Source organism: Pseudotamlana agarivorans (assembly GCF_001642835.1).
In the GTDB taxonomy this organism is placed as follows: domain Bacteria; phylum Bacteroidota; class Bacteroidia; order Flavobacteriales; family Flavobacteriaceae; genus Pseudotamlana; species Pseudotamlana agarivorans.
On record NZ_LXEI01000004.1, the window covers coordinates 132,205 to 155,093 of the forward strand.

Genomic DNA, 22,889 nt, shown 5'->3' on the forward strand with positions numbered 1-22,889 from the left:
AAAGGAATCTCATAACCAAAAACTATAGCTTTGAGATTAAAGTTATAGTTTTTGTGTTTTATATTTAAATAAAAATCTTTCGCTTTCGCGGAAAAAAGAAAAGTTAGAGTACATAAACTTTTAACTTTTAACTCATAACTTTAACTTAATATCATGACTGAAGGGAATTTTGTAGACTACGTAAAAATGTATGTGTCTTCCGGAAACGGCGGTAAAGGTTCTTCGCATTTACATCGCGAAAAGTATATTGCTAAAGGTGGTCCCGATGGTGGTGATGGAGGTCGTGGAGGCCATGTTATTGTTAGGGGGAATCCTAATTTATGGACGCTACTTCATTTAAAGTTTAAAAAGCATTTTCGCGCTGGTCATGGTGAACACGGTAGTAGTGGAAGAAGTTTTGGGGGTGATGGCGAAGATGTTTACATCGATGTGCCTTTAGGAACTGTAATTCGTGATACTGAAACGAATGAGATTCTTTTTGAAATTACCAAAGAAGGTGAAGAACGTATTTTGGCTGAAGGCGGAAAAGGTGGTTTAGGAAACTGGCATTTTAAGTCGTCTACCAATCAAACGCCTCGTTACGCACAACCTGGCATACCGATGGAAGAAAGGTATGTGACCATGGAATTGAAAGTTTTAGCCGATGTGGGCTTAGTAGGTTTTCCTAATGCCGGAAAATCGACTTTACTTTCAGTTGTGACTTCAGCAAAACCTAAAATTGCCGATTACGAGTTTACTACCCTAAAACCTAATTTGGGTATTGTTAAATATCGTGATTTTCAAACCTTTGTTATGGCCGATATCCCTGGGATTATAGAAGGAGCAGCCGAAGGACGGGGTTTAGGACATTATTTTTTACGTCATATTGAGCGAAATTCTATATTACTGTTTTTAATTCCAGCCGATGCTGAAGATATTAGAAAGCAGTATGATATTTTGTTAGACGAACTACGTCGCTATAATCCTGAAATGTTAGACAAAGAGCGCATCATTGCCATCTCTAAAAGCGATATGCTAGATAGCGAGCTTAAAGCTGAAATGAAAGCGGAATTAGATAACGAATTACCTGTGCCTTATTATTTTATTTCTGCTGTAGCCCAACAAGGGATTACCGAGCTTAAAGATGTACTTTGGAAGTTGCTTAATTAAAGAGCGCCTATTCTGCCATTTTTGAAGTTGGTACATAGCGTGCTGCCTATTTAAAAGTGGTTTTGTTTTTTGAATGATTCGTCATGTAAAAAAATTGAGTTGTTTTATTACTTTTTGAGGTTAGTTTGATCTTTAATCTTGGATATAAGCTTAGTGTAATTTATTGATTGTCGTCTACTTACTAGTTTCTTTGTGGAGTTTGTATTCAGTTTTTATTTGTAAATTAGGTAATTAGATTGGAGGCCAGTTGTAACCAAACTGCTGCTTGCAACTTTAATTATGAATAGGACTTTTGCATTATTACTTGGATTAAGTGTGTTTTTTGGCAGTTTTAACTTGTCTCAATCGCAAGAAAAAATTTTCTATTCATCTTTTAGGCCACAAGGTTGGGATATATATTTATCCAAAGATGAAGGTAAAACTTTTGGCCAGTTTACTAAAGATTCAAGTCTTGACTACGATGCTAAGATTTCTCCAGATGGCCGTTGGATCGTATTTACTTCGGAACGTCTTGGTCGGCCCCACTTATTTATAAAAAGTACACAAAACGATTCTGTTCCAAGACTTTTAGTGAGTAGCCATTCAATGCAAGACCAAGTGGACTTTTCTCCTGATGGTAAATGGATTGCCTTTGTTTCAACCCATGAAGGAAACGCGGAAATATATAAGCTGCCCTTTTCACCACTAGAAACGCTAAATATTGATATGGCAGTAAACTTAACCAACAATGATGGTGGCGATTTTAGACCCAATTTTTCTAATGATGGAAAAAAGATAGCCTTTTCTAGTGACCGCGCTCACCCTACCACACCCATGAAGCGCTTTGTTTTTGCATTACAAAGAACAGGAGATATTTATACCATGAATTCAGATGGGAGTAACCCCAAGCGCTTGACGCGTTCAAAAAATTGGGATGGTAGTCCGGTTTGGACAAATGATGACCTGGAAATCATATTTTATTCTGCAAATAATAATGAATCATACGATCTCTTTAAAATAAAGCATTCTGGAGAAGATCCTGTAAAGGTTGGTCCCATTGGATATAAGTGTCTTTCTCCTTTTACGAAGAAAAATGGAGATATATTATTTACCAGTTTTGTTGAAGGTTCTAACGGATATTCTATCCTCAAATTTAATCCACAAACCAAAGCCATAGATTCAAGTTTAGTTCAAGAAATGAATATGATGAACGTTGATTATCACCAATCCGGAATCATGGTGTATCACGGTGGCAAAACCCCAAATCCGGAACCCACTAACTTGAGCGATTTTCCAGGAGACCTATTGGTTAAAAATAGTCCTGAAATCATAACTGATTTTCCAGATAAAAATCTTCTACTTTATGGTGTTAGACATTCGTTTGCGGCACCTCCAACACCTGATGGAAAGATTGTATATAGTATTTCTGGGGCTAATGGTATTCAAGATGTTATAAACCCGATTTCATATGTCTTTTTGTTCATTCCATTTTTTGCCATAGTTTGGTTTGTAGTAGGTGTTTTTAAAAGTGTAAAAAAGAGAAAAACAATAACTTTTTGGAAATACCTCCTTTTTTCTTTTACCGCACTGTCAGTTGGCCTTTTCTTAATAGGGGTTACATATTATTTATTATTTCCTCAGATGAAGTCTTTAGATGAAATTAAGACCATCATGTTAATAATAGCTTTAGTGCTTTTATCACTTGGAATTATGTTTTATTACTTTTTCAAAAATAGAAGACAATTACAGAAACCAATCGCTTCTTTATATAAAGCATACTCGATTCAGTTTTTCGTATATGCTTTAGTGCTATTATGTTCAAGCCTATTTATCAAGGATTTTTTTAACACTGTAAACGATTTTTATGCCGTTGATTATACGAAAAATGAGATAGAGCATCTGTTTGAATTTCAGCCTGATAAAAGTTTAAATCCTCAGTTTTCAAATATTATTGACATTAAAATGACTCCCGATGGTCAATACCTTCAGTTTTCGGTGGGAGGCTTTAGACAAAATCCAGATGCCAAAGGTGCCGTATACCGATATCATTTCGGGAATAAGGATATTAAGCCTATAACTGATCTGGAAAGCAATACGGGTTTTGCAGACTATTCAGAAGACAATAAAGTCATGGTTTACAGAAGCGGAAGATCAGGTAATATGGATATTTATGTAGAAGAAAATGGTCAAATAACCAATATTACTAATAGTCCTGACAAGGAGAATTTCCCTGCCATTTCTTATGATGGAAACAAAATTGTTTTTTGTTCCGATGTAAATGGAGTTGATAAAGAGGGCATTATCAAAACTATGGATCTTTATATTACAGAGCGGGTTGAAGGTGGATGGAGCATTCCAAAGCAACTTACTACCTATAATGGTCAAGAGGCTCATGCACACTTTTCTCCAGATGGAAAGTGGCTTATTTATACTACAGAGGAATTCGGGATTAATGACGAGCAGCCACTTGTTCAACCCTATATTTTTAGTCCTCAGATGTATGGGGAAATCACAGCAATTAGGTTAGAAGATGGTGAAAAAATAAGATTAACCCATAACAAATGGGAAGACGGAGCTCCAATTTGGCTCCATGAAAAATAATTTTATGCTGAAAATAAAGAGGGTGTTCCAACGATAGAAAAATAAAGAATCCCATTTAATTTTCATTTAAACTTTTTTACTTTTTTGGTACCTATATTAGAGTTTTTAGGAAGTGCAAATCACAGGAGCTTAAATAATTTCACTAACTTTATCTCTAAAACAAGTAGAAATGCGGTGGCTTTCAATCATTTTAGTGACATTCGTTTTTGTGGGATGCGCACCCATAAAGGTGCAATACGATTACGATAAAAATGTCGATTTTTCAACCTATAAAACCTATCAGTATTTTGCAGATATGGACACCGGTTTGAGTACTTTCGATACTAAGCGATTATTAGACGCTATCGATTTAAAAATGCAAACACTAGGGTTTAAAATTTCTGAAACCCCAGATTTCTATATCGATATTAAATCGAAAGCTTTTCAGACGAATCAACATAGTAGTGTTGGCGTCGGACTAGGAGGCGGTGGTGGTCATGTTGGTGGCGGACTCTCGGTTGGAATACCCATAGGATCTTCTCAAACCAATGCCGAACTTACCATCGATTTTGTAGATCATGGTAAAAATCAACTCTTCTGGCAAGCCAAAAGTACCTTTAGTTTTAATGCCAATCAAACCCCAGAACAAAAGGAGGCTCTATTTAAGACTCTCGTTGAAAAAGTACTAGCTGAATATCCTCCCAAAGGATTATAGACTTGATGCTTTTGGTTTTACGTTGAATACGATATGCGCAAAACAAATACGCGATGACGATCAATAAATAACCTATAATTATTTTAATTTGTGTAATGAGGAGGTAAATACTGTAAGCTTTATGCAATAGGCTTTATAGTAAATTATAAATAATCAATAAAAATTAAACGCATCATGAACACATTAAAAGATAAAGTAGCCTTAATTACAGGAGGTACAAAAGGTATAGGTTTAGGTATTGCTCAAGCGTTGTTAAACGAAGGGATTCATGTGGCTATAACCAGCAGAAGTGCTGAAGCCGCTGAAGAAGTTGCCAAGCAATTAAATTCTAGTACAAGCAAAGCAAAGGCTATAGGTGTTAAAGCTGATGTTCGCGATTATGAAAGTCAGAAAAATGCTGTACGCTTAGTATTAAGTGAATTTAAACAATTGGATTTTGTGATTGCGAACGCTGGTTTAGGGCATTTTGCAAGTATCGAGGAATTAACTTTAGAACAGTGGCAGGACACTATTGATACCAATTTAACAGGCGCTTTTTATTCGATAAAAGCCAGCGTTGAGGCCTTAAAAAAATCTAAAGGCTATTATATTTCAATTTCTAGTTTGGCAGGGGCAAACTTTTTTGCCAAAGGCGCGGCTTACAATGCTAGTAAGTTTGGCTTAACCGGATTTACACAAGCTGTGATGTTAGATTTAAGACAACATGGTGTGAAAGTGAGTACCATTATGCCAGGATCGGTTTCTACGCATTTCAATGGAAATGAGCCTGATTCTAGTGACGATTGGAAAATTCAAATTGAAGATATTGGCGAGTTGGTAGTCGATTTACTAAAAATGAATCCACGTACATTACCTAGTAAAGTAGAAGTGCGCCCTACGATGCCGCCATCAAAATAAAATGAAGAATTACCCTTGGTTGTGTTCGGTAATTAAATTTGAAATGACCTCCTCAGTTAGTTCATGACCTGGTAAGCTAGGCCAACCTTCCCAAACCACAATGCCTTCTGGGTTTATTATAATACAGTGTGGTATTCCTTGAATTTCAAGTTTGTTATACATGCGTCGTTTGGTATCTACCGCACTATGATATTTGATGTTAATGGCGGGATTGTTTTTAACTTTTTCAACCGGCTCATCACTTAAGCCAATAACCACTAAGTCCTTTTTAAATTGCTCTTGAAAATCGTTTAGTTCAGGAATAACTTTTCTGCAAGGCATACACCAAGTCGCCCAAAAATCAATCAACATAAACTTGCCTTTAACCTCTGGAGATTCTGAAATCCATTGTTCCACCACTAATTTTGGCGCCTTTTGGTTGATTACAGATTTAGCCCATAATTGCTTGTGTTGAGCATTAGAGATGTAAAAACTTAAACTTAAGGTTAGTAGTAGCACTATTTTTCTCATGTTGAAAAGTGGTTTGAGTTAATGACTTATTGTTTGATAAGTTGTTTGCTAGAAATTAAAACAGGACCTGAGTAAAAACGTACTAAGTAAACGCCAGTACTTAAAAAGCTTAAATCTATTTTTTGATCTGTTAATGGCGATAAATTCATGCTTTTAATCAGTTTGCCATCCATACCAACAAGTTCCAATCTTAAAGGCTGTTGATTATTGTTTTCATAGGAGATATTCAAATAATCACTAACAGGATTTGGATAAAAGGAGAGGCTAAACTTTTGTGTGCCACTTTCAATATCCGTTAGCCCTAAAGTGTCGTAATTGAGAGTCCATGTTACCGTGTAAGCATGTATCGTTTCATGATTATCAACTTTTAATAAGCTAGTGTCATCGGTAATGACTGTTGTTAGGGTGTTTGTGCCTTTCAATAAATCAGCTTCAGAAATTGAAACTACATCCACATTACTTGCTATGTCGTTGAGGTTTAAAGTCCAAGTACTCTGTAAAGTATTCGGATTAGGCTTGGTCAAATCTAAAGCAAATTCTAAGGGAAAGCTTTCTACTTCTACTGTAGATTCATTAGGTGTATAGGCGTTAATCGGACTGGTGAGTTCATGAATTTTTTCAACAATACCTTCTTTGCATACATGACAAAAAGGTTTGTCTACGCTTTCCATTATACAAGTCCCGCTATTAGGCTTATACCAATCTTTAGGAGTGCCTTTGTAATGGTGTTGGTGTATTCCAGCTTGGTTAGCGTTGTACCAATTTTTCCAACGTATTTTGGTGGGGTCGGTCTCTTGGGTCATATTAATGCCTTCACCAGCTAAATCATCTCCAGGATAATACTCATCAAAAAGCTTAAAAAGGGAATGCCCCATTTCATGCATGGCTACGGCAGCGCCCCAGTAGCCTGAATAGCTTACTGGAAAATCACCCCCACTGCCTCCGTAATGTGCTGTGTTTACCAATATTAAGCCCTGATCGTAATTTGGGAAATTATCGGCTAGTACATTGATAATTTTAGTTTCGGTGTCGTTTGCAGAAGCGCTATCTATTTCATAATAGAGTAGATAGTGTTTGCCAAAAGAATCGAAAGTCGAATTAAAATAAGTGTCGACATACTTTACTGGATGTAAAGGTTCGGTGTAATCGGTAGCTGTTCCAGGATGATCGGCACCACTTTCATTAGATGGTATTTTTAAGGCATAAACATTAAAATAGCTGCTGTATTCTTTAAAGGGGCTTGTGTTGAATATTCTATTGGTAAAGGTTGTAGCATCAGAAATAAATTTATCCAATTCACCCGCTTGATATCCTTCACTTAAAATTACAATATTGATTTTCTTGTCATCATCACCTGAATTTTTGATAACGGCAATAGGAAAGGTCTGTGCGGTAAGGCGACCGATGGTTAACAAAATAGAAATGACAAGGATAAGTTGTTTTTTCATTCTAGTGTTATCTTAGTACTAATCAGTTTTTTTGAGTCTGCAAAGTTACTAATAGTAATAATTTTAGTTTCGTTTTTTAACCCGATTCTAATTGAAAATTTTGTTTTTTGAAGGTTCAACGCTGTCGATTCAAAACTTTGAGATGGCGTTAAAGATTCAATGGTTTTATTTAACGGATTTTTAATTAAACTACGACTTATAAGTTTTGATTGGCCGTCGAACTGCGAGCAAATTAAATCACCTTCAGTTGCATTTTTTATGGTATTTGAACTGTTATTTTTTAACTGACCCTCAACGATTTTTTGACTTACAAAACTCATGCTTCTTTCTCCCGAAGGGGCTTCAGAAATCATGTAAGTTAGAAAGATGATTTTTGAATGTTCTTCAACTGCTATAGGTTCTTCATTATTTGACTTTTTTATGCCGCAAGCACATAAAAACAACAAAAGTGTGCCAATCGTAAAAGTAGTGATATGTGGTTTTTTAATAAACCTATTCAAAATCATTATTCAATTTTAATTCTTAATCCATCACTATGACTGCTAAATTCTGGAGCATACATACTTTGTATGGTAGTGATGCCGTTGCTCATACTGCCGGCGTTATTAACACGTAAATCATATTCAAATACATACACCCCTTTTGGCAAGTAGTCCATAAAGAAGTTGGTACTGGCATCTTGAGTACTCTCATAATAACCTAAGCCATCTTGTCTCTTGTATTTCGAAATCACATTAACAGGCTCTAGACCTGAAGCGCGCATGTCTTTCATATGAAGAAATTCTAGGTTTCGGTCGCTTTTTAACTCAATGCGTACGCGCACTAAATCACCTACATGGAGTTTGGTGTTCGTCGTGATTTCTGTGATTTCTTCTCCAAAATCGGTATTCTTTTTAAGAAATAGTTTTTTGTTTAATTGTAGCGAGGTTTCTGCTGATGTGATATGATCCAAATCTTCAAAATACTGCCAATACAAACCTGCCCATGCGATACCTTCACCCGTTTTAGTGAGCGTCACTTGTCCCATGTCAGGTGTGATTTCTGAAGCCTGCCAAGAGGTTTTAAAATAGCCGGTTCCCGCCTCAACTTTAACACTCTCCAATTTAGTTGGATTGATGGTTTTATTGCCAATTTTTACATCAACCATTTCTGTAACCGATAGCCAATCGCTGCCTTGAAGCAGTAATGCGTAAACGGCATCGGTAGTGGCTTTTGTAGTTTTCCATTGGTTGGTTTGCTTGTTTTTAAGTAACCAGATTTTTAAATTGTCAATGGTATTGGTGTCCTTTGAAATTTCTGAAAAGGCTTCAATTAGAAGAGACTGCGTTTCTATTGGGGCCTGACTCCAATGCCAAGAGCTCTTGTTTTCTTTCCAATACATACCCATTTCCTCGGAAGTGATACTGTTTTCTTCAAGGGATGCGATAATTTTATGCGCAGTTTTTTCCTGGGTATTTCTAAAGGTTATTAAAGCCATTAAGCCTTTGGCGTATAAAGTTTGACTTAGCCAATGTTTTTCAATTTGAGATAAGTAATAAGCTTTGGTCGCTTCAACTTTATCCGATGCTTTAATTTCGGGGAAGAAGCTTCGTAAGTATAAATAATGTAGTTGAATCGGATTTAAATGATCGTCTTCTAAATTAACTTTTGGGTTGTGTAGCTTTAGGTTTTCGTAAGTCTTTACAAACTCTGAATCTAAATATGCTAGGGCTTTTTCAAGCATTTCCGTAGGGTTTTCAAAAGTCACATTTAAATGCTTAAGATGCCCGAAACCCGAAATGATATGTTGGGTGATGAAACGGTTCTCACGGCCGCCCTCGAACCAAGCCCACGCACCAGATTCTAATTGATTTTTTGATAATTTTTGAATGGCTATTTGGCTTTCAGAAATCATTTTATTCAAATCAAATAATAGGGAAATACGTTTTTTTTGTTCAGTTTCACTCTGGGCATCGCGTAACCAAGGCGTTTCTTGAATGAGTATGGATTTTAAATCTTCATTCTTTTCTAGGTTTGAAATTAAAACATCTTGATTTTTCCATTGTTCAAAAACTGCTTTAATTTTCGGATTAGCCTGCACCATAAAATGCCCTAATGTATTGGCGTAATATCGGCTAAATGTTTGTTCGTTACACTGGTAAGGGTATTCCATTAAATAGGGCAGGGCTTGAACAGCATACCAGACAGGGTTTGAAGTAACTTCTAAAGTTAATTTATGATTTTTCAAGGTGCTAGAGTTCGCCGAATGATTTTTTAGCTTGTCTAAACTGAAAGTTTTAGTATCGGCGCTTTTAATCCACATAGGCAAGGTTTCTGTAACCAAAATGCGGTTAGAAAGGACGGGAACCGTGTTTTGTTCGCCATCGCTAAACGTTGCCGATTTAGCAATTACTTTGTAATCTATGGCTTGAATGTTTTTAGGAATATTTAAGCTCCAAGAAACTTCGGTGTTACCATGCGCTTTGGTCGTAAAAGCTTTGCTGTTTATTGCATTTCCTAGGTTTACATTAATATCTGTTCCTGTAAGCGCATCGCTAAGCATTAAAATAGCTTCACCTGTAATAGCTTTATCTGTAAGGTTTGAAATTTTAGAACTGATGGTAATTTGGTCGCCTTCGCGTAAAAAACGTGGTGCATTTGGGGTAACCATTAATTCTTTTTGTGTCACCGTAGTTAAGGTTTTTGTAGCACTCTCCATACTTGTTGTATGGGCTAGCAATTGCAGTTTCCACTGGGTTAAAGCTTCAGGTGTAGAAAAACTAAAATTGATGTTTCCTGATTTGTCGGTTTTTAACTGCGGAAAGAAAAAAGCGGTTTCTTTCAAGTTTTTCCTAATATCCACTTTCTGAATGTTTTTCAAACCTTGCTTGGTTTTAACTACCACAACTCCATTTGAAGCCTGACTACCGTAAATGGCGGTAGCTTCATTAGCTTTTATAACATTTACGGATATAATGTCTTCCGGTGCAAGGTTGCTAATATCTTTTACAATTTTACCATCTACAACATAAAGTGGTTTATTGCTATTAGAAAAACTGCTATTGCCTCGAATAGATACAACAGCGCCTGTGACATTTGAAACATCGGCTTCGTCATCTAAACTGGTTATTTTACTAGCTGAATTTATCTCGGTGACTGCTGGTGGTGCCGCAGCATATCCTAGAACAACCACTTCATCTAAATGAGCATTATTTGAAGTTAAGTAGGTATGAAAAAAGTTTTTGTCTTTTATTTGAATGTCTTGAGTGTCAAAACCTATATAGCTAATTTCTAAAATATCTCCTTTTTTGGCTTCTAATGAGTAATTACCATCAAAATTGGTCATTGTCCCTCGAGTCGTTCCTTTAATAATAACGTTTACTGCAGGAATAGGTGCTCCAGTTTCGTCGTAAACAGTACCGGCAACGTGACCTTTTTTTACTGAGCTACTGTGTTTAGACTCATGTTTAGAGCGTATTTGGTTTAGGTAACGCTTGTGAGCTTTATCGTCATTCATATTAAAGCCATACCAATTGAATTCATCATATTCCTGTACGGGATATTTTGTAAGGTGCTCGGGGTTGTAGACTTTAAAGTTTTGTGTTCCGAAACTGTTGTAGGCTCGAGTGAAATTTCGGGAGTAATATATAGGTTCCGAAATGGGTTTGAAATTCCATGTATGTGGTTTGAAAACATCCAATGAGGCATCGTACATGCTTACTAATAATTCTGTACTTACTTTTTCACCTTGAGGCCCTTTAATTTTAAACTGCCAAGTTTCATCAGTTCCTGGTTGGGTTTTGTCTCTAAATGTTATGGTTTGAATGTCCAATGAGGTACTTGGGTACGGTACTGAAATTGCAGTAATGCCTGAAACGAAACTATTAAAAACAGCAAAGCTATAGTGCACAGCAAAACCGCCAACATCTTCTTTTGTAACAGGAATACTAATAGTTTTCTTGTTGTTATTCGGTTTTATAATTTCTGTTTTAACAATCTTTTTGTCTTTCTCGATACTTATTTTCACTGAAACATTATGAGCAGATGAACCAATAGTAATAAGAGCCGTATCATTAACGTTGTAAGTGCTTTTATTGGTTGTTATGCTAAATAATTGGTTATCGGCTAAAGTTTTGTCATTATCACTATAAAGTGTTGTTTTTACTTCATCGGTTACCACTTGCCCGAATTTATCCTTGGTTTCTAGTGCAACCAAATATTGTCCAGACTCCCAGTCGTTTATTTGGCCTAACTCTATACTAGTTGCATCTTTTGTATTGAATTGTTTTTCTAAAACCAATGCTCCTTTTTTCCATTGGTTGGAGTCGTTTTCATTGTTATAGGATTCAAATGGGAATAGGTCTCTAAAAGTATTTTCAGGGATGTCTTGGTAGTCTGGCGCAGGCCATGGACGTTCTCTTAATACGTAATTAGGCGCTTGTAGTTTGTAAATTTTTATGCGGCCGGATGTTGGTACAAAACTACCGTTTAGGTTTTCGGTTACCAGATCGATATGGTGGTTTACTTTAGTTTTATCTAATTCAGTGGCTAGCTGCATGGTCGCTGTTAAGGCATGATATCCAACTTTTATAGTGGTGGTTTGGCTATGGGTTTCACCATTAATGTCGGTAACATCGGCAGTGACTTCATAATTAAAAATTGGTAAGCTTTTAGGGTTCGTACTTTGGTCTGGAATGGCTTTAAATATAATGTTGAAATGTCCTAAAGCGTCTGTTGTGGTCTCACCATGTGTTATCTCCTGACTCGAATAGGAGTTTTGGATAGGTTGGTAAAAATAGAATCTCGGATATTCCACTTTACGTTGTACGCGGTACACCACTTTAGCATCGGAAACCTGACTTCCAGAAAAAGCCAAAGCTTGACCCTTCACCGTTATAGAATCGTTTACCTTAAAAGTTTCTGTAATCGGTTCAAAAGTCGTTTCAAACTTAGGACGCTTGTAAGCTTCAACAGAAAAAAATGTGGTAGAAGTGAGAGGCAGCTTACCATCTTTCTCATCAATTCTAATAGAATAGCTTCCCGTTAGTCCGTTGTTTGGTAGGATAAACTCGCCCGAAACCGAACCAAAATCATTGGTCGTTAGTGCCAATTTTCCTACTTCTTCTCTATTAACATTGTAAAGTGTCGCTCGAATTGGGGTGCTTTCTAAAACTTGCGATTTTCCTCGATTCACTTGCATGGCAATCGCCTTAAAATAAACGGTTTGTCCGGGACGGTAAATACTGCGATCGGTAAAAATAAAGGACCTATAAGTGGTATTTGATTGGTCTTGTTGCGTGTATAACTTGTTAAGATAGTAGTCACCAAAATAAGCCGTGTCTTGGTCTTTGGTAACTTTTAGTTTGATGTTTCTTTGCCAGTTTTCGCCTTTTTTAATTTGAAATTCTCCTAAGTGATCCGTTTTATACGATTTAGTTTCTAGTGTTTTTGAATTGTTTGGGTAATACGATGCTTCAACCTGTGCATTTACAATAGGCGCCCCATGATTTCGATTTATAATTTGGATGGTTTTATACTCCTGACTTTCAGTTTCTAGAACTGCCAAATCCGTTACTTGAATATGTTCAAAAGCAAAGGTGTCTTCGTCTTTTTTTACTGTAGCAACTACTAAATAATTGCCGCTGTTTAGCTTAGGTATAATGATTTCGGTAGTGTGACTTTGGAAATCCTGTTCGTTTCTTAGCTTGCTAATCCAAGTTTCAGTAGGTTTGAAATCTTTTAAAAAGGTGACTTTCTGATCTTTTCGGTATAAGTCATTAAATGTTTTGCTTTGTTCTTTAGTGAATTTATAAACTTTAAACTCTAAACTATCTAGATTTTTATAAGTAACAAGTAATCGTGATGGTTTTTGGATAGGAATTATTTTTTCAGAAAGAACCTCAAGTTGCAAGTTTTCAATTTGCGATTTTAAAACCACACATTTTTGTGCAGCTCTACTTTTTGGAAACGCCGAAATAATAGAGTTGCAAATATCTAAAGCTTCTTTGGCTTTCCAGCGATTGTTTTCACCAATTTGGGGTTCGTATAACTTGCTTTGTTCAAAGTAAATGGATGCGATTTCAAAACGATAAAGACCTGTGCTTTCTTGGTCTGTAATAGCGTTGCTTGCATTCTTAAGGGCTTTCAGTTCTAATGCTTCCTTGTTTTTAAAAGTGGCATATTCCGATACAAAATTAATGCGTTCAATGTCTACATCACTAAGGGCTTGAAAATTGTTTTGTTTAAGATGAAATTTAATAAGTGATTGATAAATTTTTAAGGCATTATATTGAAGCGAAGTAGAATCTTTAGAAGTGATTTTTATTTCAGAAAACGTTTTGGCATCTGCTAAATATGCCTGATCGTTTAGTTCAAATTTATAAGATGGCTTGGTGATTTGGGTTTCATCTGTTTTATAAAATTCTAAGGCATTATGACTTAAAAAGTCAAATAAAGTAGGTCTGTAGGTACTAGAATTGTTCTTTTTTACAATGAGCGCATGATAATCATTTAAAGACTCCTGCTTTAAAACGTCTTCATTACGTAAGGCATTTTGATAATGTATATGAATTTCATTAAAAAGGGTTTGTAAATCCCAAGTTCTAAAATCTTCGTGGTTTGCTTTTTCAGACGTTTTACTGCGTTTATATATTTGATGTTTATGCTGTGTGTAGTATTGCCAGTATAAATGTGCTAGAATATTTTCGAGAATGTTTTTGGTAGGACTCTCATTCTTAGTGATTTCAGATTTAAACTCTTCAATAATTTTAACCTGAGCATCTTCCTCTAAAATCAGGTTGAATTTGCTCTTGTAGAGCAAAACTTTTACAATTTGTTCGTGATTTTCAGATTTTTTGGCCTTTTTTTCAATGCTTCGTAACGTTTTTAAAGCCGATTGCGGTAAGCCTTGTACTTCAAAAGCTTCAACTTTTGCCCATAAATCGGTATAAGGGTTTTGCGCGTTAGAGAGGGTAGAAAAGAGAAGAGTTATAATTAATAATAGCGTATGCCTCATATATGCTGAATTTGTTTTCAGAATGTATTTATTTTGTAGTTTAGTGGGGTCTCAAAAGCCGTTCCAAAAGATAGTTTTTGAAAAAGCATTTGTTTAATCGCGTAAGTTAATGATTTTACCTAGAAATAAAGGGGCTAATTTACCATATTTATTTCATTGAATTCAATAGATTCTAGAACGAAAATAGCGATTACATCAGATTTAATGTACACAGTTATGTCTAAAATTTGGATTTTCATTTTGTTGCCTATCATCAGTTTTTCTCAAGTAAATAAAGCTGAGGTCGATGCGTTATTTCAAAAAAAGCAGTATCAAAAGGCTGAAATATTTTTGCTGAATTACTTAAAAAAAGATCCAAATAATATTCAAGCACAGGCGCTTTTAGGCGATGCTTATGGTTATCAAAAACAATGGGATGAAGCTATTGATAGTTATGAAAATGTGCTTGAAAAAGAAACCAAAAATGCGCAGTATTTTTACAATTACGGGATGGTTTTAGGCATGATGGCTATAGAGAATAAACTCAAAGCCATGATGTATGTAAGTGATATAAAAATGGCTTTTATAAGAGCATCCGAATTGGATAAAACACACATCGATGCACGTTGGGCGCTAGTTCATTTGTATATGAAAATGCCAGGCATTGTTGGTGGTAGTATGACTAAAGCACTTCAATATGCAGCGGAACTAAAAGCGCTTTCAAAGGTAGATGGTTATCTCGCTAAGGGTTTTATTTATGAGTATGACGATGACTTTGCACAAGCTGAAACCAATTACAAAAAAGCGGTTCAAGTAGGTGGCTCTCTAACCTGTTATTTTTCATTATTTAATCTTTATGAGGCCCATAATAAACCAAATAAAGCGATTGAAATTTTAGAACAGGCACAGGAAAAACTCAATCAAAATATTCTTAAATATCAGATAGGAAAAGTGGCTGCTAAATTTCAAATTCAACTAGAAAAAGGGAAACAGAATTTAACTTCCTATCTTGAAAATTTTAAAACTGGCGATGAAGCGCCAGAGTCATGGGCGCATTACCGAATGGCACAAATTTATCGCTATCAAAACAAAAAAAATGTGGCTTTAAAACATATAAACCTCTCACTTAAAGCTTTACCTAATCAGTCAGAATTTAAAGATGAAAAAATAGAGATTCTAGGCATGTAATTTTTTGGCGCTACCACAAGGGTCGTGCTTTTCGTTACTAGTTTTGGCTCGATGCAGCCGCTCGCCAAAAGCTATCCTCTGCAATCACTAGCGCAGACTCTTTACTAAAGGCGTTACAAGATTTAAAGTATAATTCTATATTTTCAAAGGCTTTCATTCGCGATTTCAGCCCGAAAAAACTATATTTGGTACATTCAAAAATACAGCATGAACGTACACTTTATAGCTATTGGCGGTGCAGCTATGCACAATCTTGCCATCGCACTACATAACAAAGGATATCAGGTCACTGGGAGTGACGACACCATTTTCGAACCGTCAAAATCACGCTTAGAAGCGAAGGGCTTATTGCCAGAAGCTTTTGGATGGTATCCAGAAAAAATAAACAATGGTTTAGATGCTGTGGTTTTAGGAATGCATGCTCAAGCCGATAATCCAGAACTGCTTAAAGCTCAGGAACTCGGACTAAAAATATACAGTTATCCAGAATTTTTATACGAGCAGTCCAAAAATAAAACACGGGTTGTTATTGGAGGAAGCCATGGTAAAACCACCATAACTTCTATGATTTTGCACGTTATGCATTATCACGATCGCGATGTCGATTATATGGTTGGTGCCCAGTTGGAAGGTTTTGATGTGATGGTAAAACTCACCGAAGAAAATGATTTCATCGTTTTAGAAGGCGATGAGTATTTAAGCTCACCAATTGACAGACGTCCTAAATTTCATTTATACAAGCCGAACATCGCCTTATTAAGCGGTATTGCTTGGGATCATATTAATGTGTTTCCAACTTACGAGAATTACGTAGAACAGTTTAGTATTTTTGTGGATTCTATTGTAAATGGAGGTAATATTAATTATAACGAAGAGGATCCCGAAGTAAAGCGTGTTGTAGAAGCCAGCCCAAATCCAATTCGTAAAATACCATATCATACACCAGATTATACGGTTCAAAATGGCGAAACCATTTTAGAAACTTCCGAAGGCGATTTACCTATTGAAGTTTTTGGTAAGCACAACTTAAATAATCTTGCTGGCGCCAAATGGATTTGTCAGCATATGGGTATTGATGAAGATGATTTTTACGAGGCCATTGCAACCTTTAAGGGGGCTAGTAAACGCTTAGAAAAAATTGCCCAAGGTAAAACTAGTGTTGCCTATAAGGATTTTGCACATTCACCTAGTAAAGTGGCAGCCACAACCCAAGCGGTAAAAGAGCAATATCAAGATAAAACTTTAATTGCTTGTTTAGAGCTTCACACCTATAGCAGCTTAAATGCTGAGTTTTTAAAAGAATATAAAGGCGCTTTAGATGCTGCCGATGTTCCTGTAGTATTTTATTCTCCAGATGCCGTAGAAATAAAGAAATTGCAAAAGGTGACTCACGAACAAATTGCGCAAGCTTTTAAGCGCGACGACTTAATTATTTATACAAACCCTGAAGATTTTAAAAACTTCCTGTTTACTCAAAATTTAGAAAATAAAGCATTGCTTTTAATGAGTTCAGGGAATTACGGTGGTTTGAATTTTGAAGAAGTCAAGACTTTGGTTGTGTAAAGTGCTGGTTTTTGTTGTTTAACTGTTGATATGTTTAATCGTGTAATCGCGAGGTTAAAGCGTCAATTTGTAGCTTCCATTAACCATTAACCATTAACCTACTTAACAGGTTCAGCATCGGCATCTGGGCCATCACTGTCTCCATTACTGTTAGACCCATCAGAATCCATATCCGGTTTTAAAGGATCTACGATAGGACGTTTCATGTTTTTATCCAAATCTTCTTCCTTGTCCATGTTGGGAATTTCAGTCGGGATCTGAGTAGGATTGAATTGAAAAGATTCTGGAACATTTCTAATATTAAGATCGCGTTGTGGGAACGGAATTTCAATGCCTTCTTTTTTAAATCTGTTGTAAATACCAATTGAAATATCACTTTTTGCTTGTAAGCCTAACTCATAATGTACCCAAAAAAGTAATCTGAAGTTTAATGAGCTATCACCGAAATTATTAAATAAGGCGCGAGGTTCAGGGTCTTTTAAGATATAATCAAAACTTTTTGCGACTTCGGTTAATATCTTTAAAATTTCATTAGGATCAGAATCATAAGTTGTTCCTATTAAAATTTCAATACGTTTTATGTTATTTGAGAGTGTCCAGTTTATTAGGTCATTGGAAACTAAATTGTTGTTGGGTACTACTACTTCCGAACCATCAAATGTGCTAATGTTGGAAGCACGGATGCCAATACGGGAAACGGTACCTAAAAGGTTATTCACTTCAACGGTGTCACCAGGTAATATAGGGCGTTCAAAAACTAAAATTAAGCCCGAAATAAAGTTGGAGACTATGTTTTGCAATCCGAAACCAATACCCACACCCAAAGCGCCGGCCATGAGGTTAAATTTGCTTAAATCAATACCTAAAGCCGATAAGGCTAATATGGTTCCAAAGCCAATAATGAAATAACGAATCACTAAGGAAATCGCAGCAGGAATCCCTTTAGGGAGTTTTAAAAAACGAAGTATCCCATCACCATCATTAATTAAAAAGGAAACTAGTTTGGTAAGAGTAAAAGATAAGAACAGGATAAGTGAAAAACTAACAATAGCTCCCAAGGTAAAAGTGAGGCTTCCTATTTTATAGGGTTCTGATAGTGTGTCGCCTAAGAAAGTAAAGATAAGACGAAGTAAATCGACCATGCCTAAAAAGAATATGCCCCAGAGTATATAGGCCGTAATTCGTATGCGTTTTAAAGCTTTGTTTTCAATATTTTTTCGTTCTACAAAACTGTAGGTTTGTTTTACTGTAAAATGTCGATGAATAACGCTAATGGCAATACCGTTAATAATTAGTGTTATAGCATAAAAAACCATGGTTATAATGCCACCTTGAGTACTAATTTTCAGGGTAATATCTGTTAAATTCGTAAAGCCTAAAATATTAGATATAATGGATACACAACTTAAAAAATACACCACTGGAACCAATTGAAAAAGGAGTTTGCTAAACCCTTTTTTAAAAGTTTTTAATGTTTTAAGATAGGGTGATGTAAAATGATAGAGAATGATAATTACGACAATGGCTTCTCCAAGTAGATACAGTCTGTAACCTAAAGAAGAATACCATAAGTATGATTTTGAGGTGTTTAGGATAAAAAATAGTACAACACAAAATAAAATTCGCTTATACTTTTCAGACATGATAGGCATAATGAGGGGGATGGCCGTAAAAAGTGTGAAAAGCGTAATGATATCACTTGCTAATTTGGGTAAGTTGCTAAAAAACATTTCGCCGAAGAGTAGTGATAAAAACAATACACAAAGTTTGTCTTTTTTTAATATGAGGTTTTTGGCATCAATGATTCTTTCGTCCTTATCTTCATAAGGGTATTTTAAAAATCCCCGTTTAAAATACCTAAATAATAGGGTGAAAAGTGCAATGAAAATGAGGAACATGATAAAGCCCTTCATGTAGCCATCGTCCAAATTAGGGATTGAAGCAGATTCTTCTTCTAATTCGTTAATTTGTTTCTGTTCCTCTAACTCTTTAGGGGTGCGTTTAAAAGAGGTTTTCCAAATAGGGGGATGCCTTAAGTGGAACAAATTATAAACTTCAGAGTTTTTTAAATTTAATAAGTCATTTCTAACATCCTCAACATAGTTGGTTTGCTCGCTTAATTTGGTCTCTAATCTTAGGTAATAATTATTGTTCTCTAAGATGGTTTTTTTAGTGTTTTCAACAGCATCTAAGGTTTTTTTAATTCCATTTAAAATTTCTTCAGGAGCTTCGTTTTCAAAGGCATTATGATAACTTAATCGCCAAACCTCGGCTTTGTTAAGTATGTCCTCAATAAGTATGGAATTACGCTCTACTTGATCGTTTATTGTTTCTGTCCATTTCGATAGGTACGATAAGTACTCACCCCATGTAATCATGGTTTTGTTTACTTTCTGGCTATTTGGATTGGCTTTTATAAAATGTTCGGTACGCTTGCCTTCTAGCTCTAGAAACTGGGAGTACATTGGGAGAAGCGAATCAATTTTTTTAATACTTTCAGGAATTTTAATTTTTCTCTGAATATTTTTAATCTCGTTATTCGTTTCTTCTATACTCCGTACAATACTGATAAGAGGAATGGCCTCTGGCTGTACCTTGGTAGAATCTATTTTCGTTTTATCGGCTTGTTCTTGTTCAGGAATGATTCCTTGAGCACTTGTTGTTTCTACGTTTACAAGAATAGAGAAACATAATAATAATGCTGATAAAAAATACTTAGGTGTCATTTTTTAGGCTGAATTTATCATACAAATATACTGTTTTGTATAATGTATTAAGAGGTTTCAGAGGCTTTAAAAACAGGGTTAAGCGACTGTAATTCGAATTAAACCAAGTGCTTTTTAAAAAAATCTATGGTTCTTGTCCAAGCTAATTTTGCTGCAGCTTCATCATATCTAGGTGTCGTATTATTATGAAAACCATGATTGGCTCCGGGATAGATAAAAGCTTCATAGGTTTTATTGTATTTTTTTAATGCGGCTTCATAATCAGGCCAACCGGCATTTACACGGGTATCTAGTTCTCCAAACTGAAGCATTAACGGTGCTTTAATCTTTGAAGTTTCTTCTTCTGTGGGTTGTCCGCCATAAAAAGGAACCGCAGCACCTAAAGTTGGAATTTTAACCGCCATCATATTAGAAATCCAGCCACCAAAACAAAAGCCAACAACGCCAACATGTCCATTGCATGCCTCGTGAGATTTTAAGTAATTATAGGCTGCAATAAAATCTTCTAGCATCTCATTTCGGTCTCTTTTTCGCTGTAAAGCTCGGCCATCGTCATCATTCCCTGGATAACCGCCTAATGGTGTTAGGGCGTCAGGTGCTAGAGAAATAAAACCTTCTAAAGCCGTGCGTCGTCCTACATCCTCTATATAAGGGTTTAATCCGCGATTTTCATGAACCACGATAACACCAGGTAACTTTTTATAGGAGTCTTTAGGTTTAGAAAGTAGGCCTTTTATAGAGCCACCGCCTTGAGGTGAATTGTAATGAATGTAGTCGGAATCTAAAGCAGGATCATCGGGGGCAACCATAATACTGTCCTTATAATTTGGCGAAACAAAGCTTAACAGCGAAGGTAAGGTAAGTCCGCCAATCGCAAATAAAGAGAGCTTTTCAACAAATTGTCGGCGGTCTATTTTATTATGAGCATAGTCATCGTATAAATCGTAAATGTCTTGACTGAGATCTTCTTTTTTTATAGGTTTCATAAGGATATAGGTTTTAAATCAATTTAGATGAATAATTAAAATGCTTCAATGAATTCAAATTTAAATTATCCATTGTTGATTTATAAATTTACAATATTTATATTTATCAGATGCAAGATAAACCAGCCTCCTTTTCCATAAAGCATTGGAGTCAAGACGATCAGCCCAGAGAAAAACTTCTTTACAAAGGAAAAACGGCTTTAAGTGATGCCGAGTTAGTAGCTATTTTGATTGGTTCGGGAAACCGTGATGAAAGCGCTGTGGCTTTATGTAAGCGAATTTTAGCCAGTACCAATAACAATTTAAGTGCTTTAGGACGCTTGTCTATAAAGCAACTTATGGCGTTTAAAGGTATTGGTGAAGCTAAGGCTATAACTATTTTAGCTGCCTTAGAGTTAGGAAGGCGACGTCGGGGAGAGGAAGCCTTAGAACGCTATAAAATAAACTCTAGTCGTTCGGTTTTCGAATTGATGCAACCGGTTATTGGTGAACTTCATCATGAAGAATTTTGGATAATTTATTTAAACAATTCAAACAAAGTACTACAAAAAAATCAGCAAAGTAAAGGTGGGATTACAGGAACTTTAGTGGATGTGCGTTTGGTTTTAAAAACGGCTTTAGAGGTAGGAGCAACGGGTATAATTTTAGCACATAATCATCCCTCAGGAACATTAAAACCAAGTGAAGCCGATAAGCAAATTACTCAGAAATTAAAAAATGCAGCCCATAGCTTAGATATTCAGGTTTTAGATCATTTAATAATAACAGAATCGGCTTATTTTAGCTTTGCTGATGAAAGCTTGTTGTAATGCTACTCGTATATACCCATCACATATCGCCCCGTTTAAACTATATCTTCAAGCATATATGCACAAGAATATTAGGTTTTGAAGTTAAGTTTACAACTAAGATTGAAGAATTTATTGCGCACGATAGTTTGAAAATGTCCTATACAAAACAGGCTCTGGGGAATGAATTCTTTGTTAAAAGTCATGATATTTTATTTGAGCAAGGCTTGAGTGATGTCGATATCAATATTCAAAAATGGGATAATACCAAATGTTTTTTTTCCAATGGTGATAGGAGTGCCATTCCTTTCGATATATTCTCAGCTTCATTTTATATGTTATCGCGTTATGAAGAATATTTACCCCATGTGAAGGATGAATTCGGACGCTTTACTGCCGAAGAGAGTTTAGCTTACAACTCCGGTTTTTTGCATCAACCTGTGGTCGATATTTGGGCCTATAAATTTAAAGCAGCGCTGCAAGCGCAGTTTCCAAATTTTAAATTTCCTAATAAAAATTATTCTGTAAAGCCAATCATTGATGTGCCTAGTCCCTATAAGTATAAACTTAAAGGGTTTTTACGAACTGTAGTTGGGGTATTGTCCGATTTTTCAAAGTTTAGAATAGTAAGCCTCTATGATAGGTTTGGGGTTTTACTTCGATTTAAAAACGATCCTCATGATACGTTTAAGTATTTGTTAAATAGGCAAAAAAATACGCGATTTAAATTCCTGTTCTTTTTTTTAATTGGAGAGTTAACTACTTACGATAAAGGGGTAAGTCCAAATAAAAGAGATTTTGTTTCTCTTATCAAACACGTGGCAGATTATTGTCGAGTGGGTTTAAAAATATCATTTTTTGCCTTAGAAGATGAAAAACGCTTGAAACGAGAGAAGGCGAAAATGGAAGATATTTTAAACACGAATTTAATTGATTCCAGGCAATCCCATTCAAAATTGAACTTACCCGAAACCTATAGGTACTTAATTTCTTTAGAAATTAAAGAAGATTATACCATGGGTTATCCAAATCATATTGGATTTCGTGCGGGCTCATGCACACCTTTTTTATTTTATGATTTAGACTATGAAGTGCAAACACCATTAAAAATTACGCCCTATCAACTCATGGATGTAGCGCTTTTAAAACAGTGGTCCTTATTAGACAAAAAAAAGGTGCTAAATGAACTGATAAGCAGTATTAAAGCAGTCAATGGCGAGTTTGTTCCTGTGTTTCATAATTATACCTTTTCGGAAGATAAAGAATGGGAGGGTTTTAAGGAGTTATTTAATCTCATTTTAGACTCGGTCGATGAAGGTTAATACAAGGGATTAAACATTTTTCATTCCTATAAGCCATAGATTTTATGAGTTTTGTAACATTTACG

The 22,889-nt window shown here is 35.7% G+C and carries 14 protein-coding genes; 8 read left to right on the top strand and 6 right to left on the bottom strand.

Features of this window, described 5'->3' with window-relative positions; all coding sequences use genetic code 11:
* Positions 1–153 precede the first annotated feature (153 nt).
* The 4 genes from obgE to A6I66_RS07670 all read left to right on the top strand — a co-directional run bounded on the left by obgE (position 154) and on the right by A6I66_RS07670 (position 5,320).
* Positions 154–1,149, top strand: a complete 996-nt coding sequence (gene obgE, locus A6I66_RS07655) for a GTPase ObgE (RefSeq protein ID WP_067147298.1) — start codon at positions 154–156, stop codon at positions 1,147–1,149.
* Positions 1,150–1,428: 279 nt separating this feature from the next.
* Positions 1,429–3,729, top strand: coding sequence for a PD40 domain-containing protein (locus tag A6I66_RS07660; protein WP_067147300.1), 2,301 nt, complete (start codon positions 1,429–1,431; stop codon positions 3,727–3,729).
* A 169-nt stretch (positions 3,730–3,898) separates the two neighbouring features.
* Positions 3,899–4,423 (top strand): DUF4136 domain-containing protein, encoded by a 525-nt coding sequence (locus A6I66_RS07665; protein WP_067147302.1) that lies wholly within the window; start codon positions 3,899–3,901, stop codon positions 4,421–4,423.
* A gap of 174 nt (positions 4,424–4,597) precedes the next feature.
* On the top strand, positions 4,598–5,320 hold the full coding sequence (locus A6I66_RS07670; protein ID WP_067147304.1) for an SDR family oxidoreductase: 723 nt from the start codon (positions 4,598–4,600) through the stop codon (positions 5,318–5,320).
* Between the two features lie 9 nt (positions 5,321–5,329).
* Here A6I66_RS07670 and A6I66_RS07675 read toward each other — a convergent pair whose 3' ends face one another.
* From A6I66_RS07675 to A6I66_RS07690, 4 genes are read right to left on the bottom strand one after another with little or no spacing between them, the layout of a single operon-like run.
* Positions 5,330–5,830, bottom strand: a complete 501-nt coding sequence (locus A6I66_RS07675; protein WP_067147306.1) for a TlpA family protein disulfide reductase — start codon at positions 5,828–5,830, stop codon at positions 5,330–5,332.
* A 26-nt stretch (positions 5,831–5,856) separates the two neighbouring features.
* Positions 5,857–7,278 carry a T9SS type A sorting domain-containing protein gene (locus A6I66_RS07680; RefSeq protein WP_067147308.1) on the bottom strand — a complete coding sequence of 474 codons (1,422 nt, stop codon included), beginning with the start codon at positions 7,276–7,278 and terminating at the stop codon, positions 5,857–5,859.
* Positions 7,275–7,784, bottom strand: a complete 510-nt coding sequence (locus tag A6I66_RS07685; protein WP_067147310.1) for a hypothetical protein — start codon at positions 7,782–7,784, stop codon at positions 7,275–7,277. Before A6I66_RS07685 ends, A6I66_RS07680 begins: the two co-directional genes overlap by 4 nt.
* On the bottom strand, positions 7,784–14,272 hold the full coding sequence (locus A6I66_RS07690) for an alpha-2-macroglobulin family protein (RefSeq protein WP_067147312.1): 6,489 nt from the start codon (positions 14,270–14,272) through the stop codon (positions 7,784–7,786). Before A6I66_RS07690 ends, A6I66_RS07685 begins: the two co-directional genes overlap by 1 nt.
* A gap of 156 nt (positions 14,273–14,428) precedes the next feature.
* Between A6I66_RS07690 and A6I66_RS07695 the strand changes: the two genes are divergently transcribed.
* Positions 14,429–15,439, top strand: coding sequence for a tetratricopeptide repeat protein (locus tag A6I66_RS07695; RefSeq protein ID WP_245683444.1), 1,011 nt, complete (start codon positions 14,429–14,431; stop codon positions 15,437–15,439).
* A gap of 207 nt (positions 15,440–15,646) precedes the next feature.
* Positions 15,647–17,002 (top strand): UDP-N-acetylmuramate--L-alanine ligase, encoded by a 1,356-nt coding sequence (locus A6I66_RS07700; protein ID WP_067147313.1) that lies wholly within the window; start codon positions 15,647–15,649, stop codon positions 17,000–17,002.
* A 98-nt stretch (positions 17,003–17,100) separates the two neighbouring features.
* On the opposite strand, the gene A6I66_RS07705 is transcribed toward A6I66_RS07700, so the two are convergent.
* Both A6I66_RS07705 and A6I66_RS07710 read right to left on the bottom strand, forming a co-directional pair.
* Positions 17,101–19,728 (bottom strand): mechanosensitive ion channel family protein, encoded by a 2,628-nt coding sequence (locus A6I66_RS07705; protein WP_067147314.1) that lies wholly within the window; start codon positions 19,726–19,728, stop codon positions 17,101–17,103.
* Between the two features lie 98 nt (positions 19,729–19,826).
* Positions 19,827–20,714 (bottom strand): dienelactone hydrolase family protein, encoded by an 888-nt coding sequence (locus A6I66_RS07710; RefSeq protein WP_067147315.1) that lies wholly within the window; start codon positions 20,712–20,714, stop codon positions 19,827–19,829.
* Between the two features lie 110 nt (positions 20,715–20,824).
* Between A6I66_RS07710 and radC the strand changes: the two genes are divergently transcribed.
* Both radC and A6I66_RS07720 read left to right on the top strand, forming a co-directional pair.
* Positions 20,825–21,523 (top strand): RadC family protein, encoded by a 699-nt coding sequence (gene radC / locus A6I66_RS07715; protein ID WP_067147316.1) that lies wholly within the window; start codon positions 20,825–20,827, stop codon positions 21,521–21,523.
* Positions 21,523–22,824, top strand: coding sequence for a polysaccharide deacetylase family protein (locus A6I66_RS07720; protein WP_067147318.1), 1,302 nt, complete (start codon positions 21,523–21,525; stop codon positions 22,822–22,824). The genes radC and A6I66_RS07720 overlap by 1 nt, the downstream gene beginning before the upstream one ends.
* The last annotated feature ends 65 nt before the right edge of the window (positions 22,825–22,889 follow it).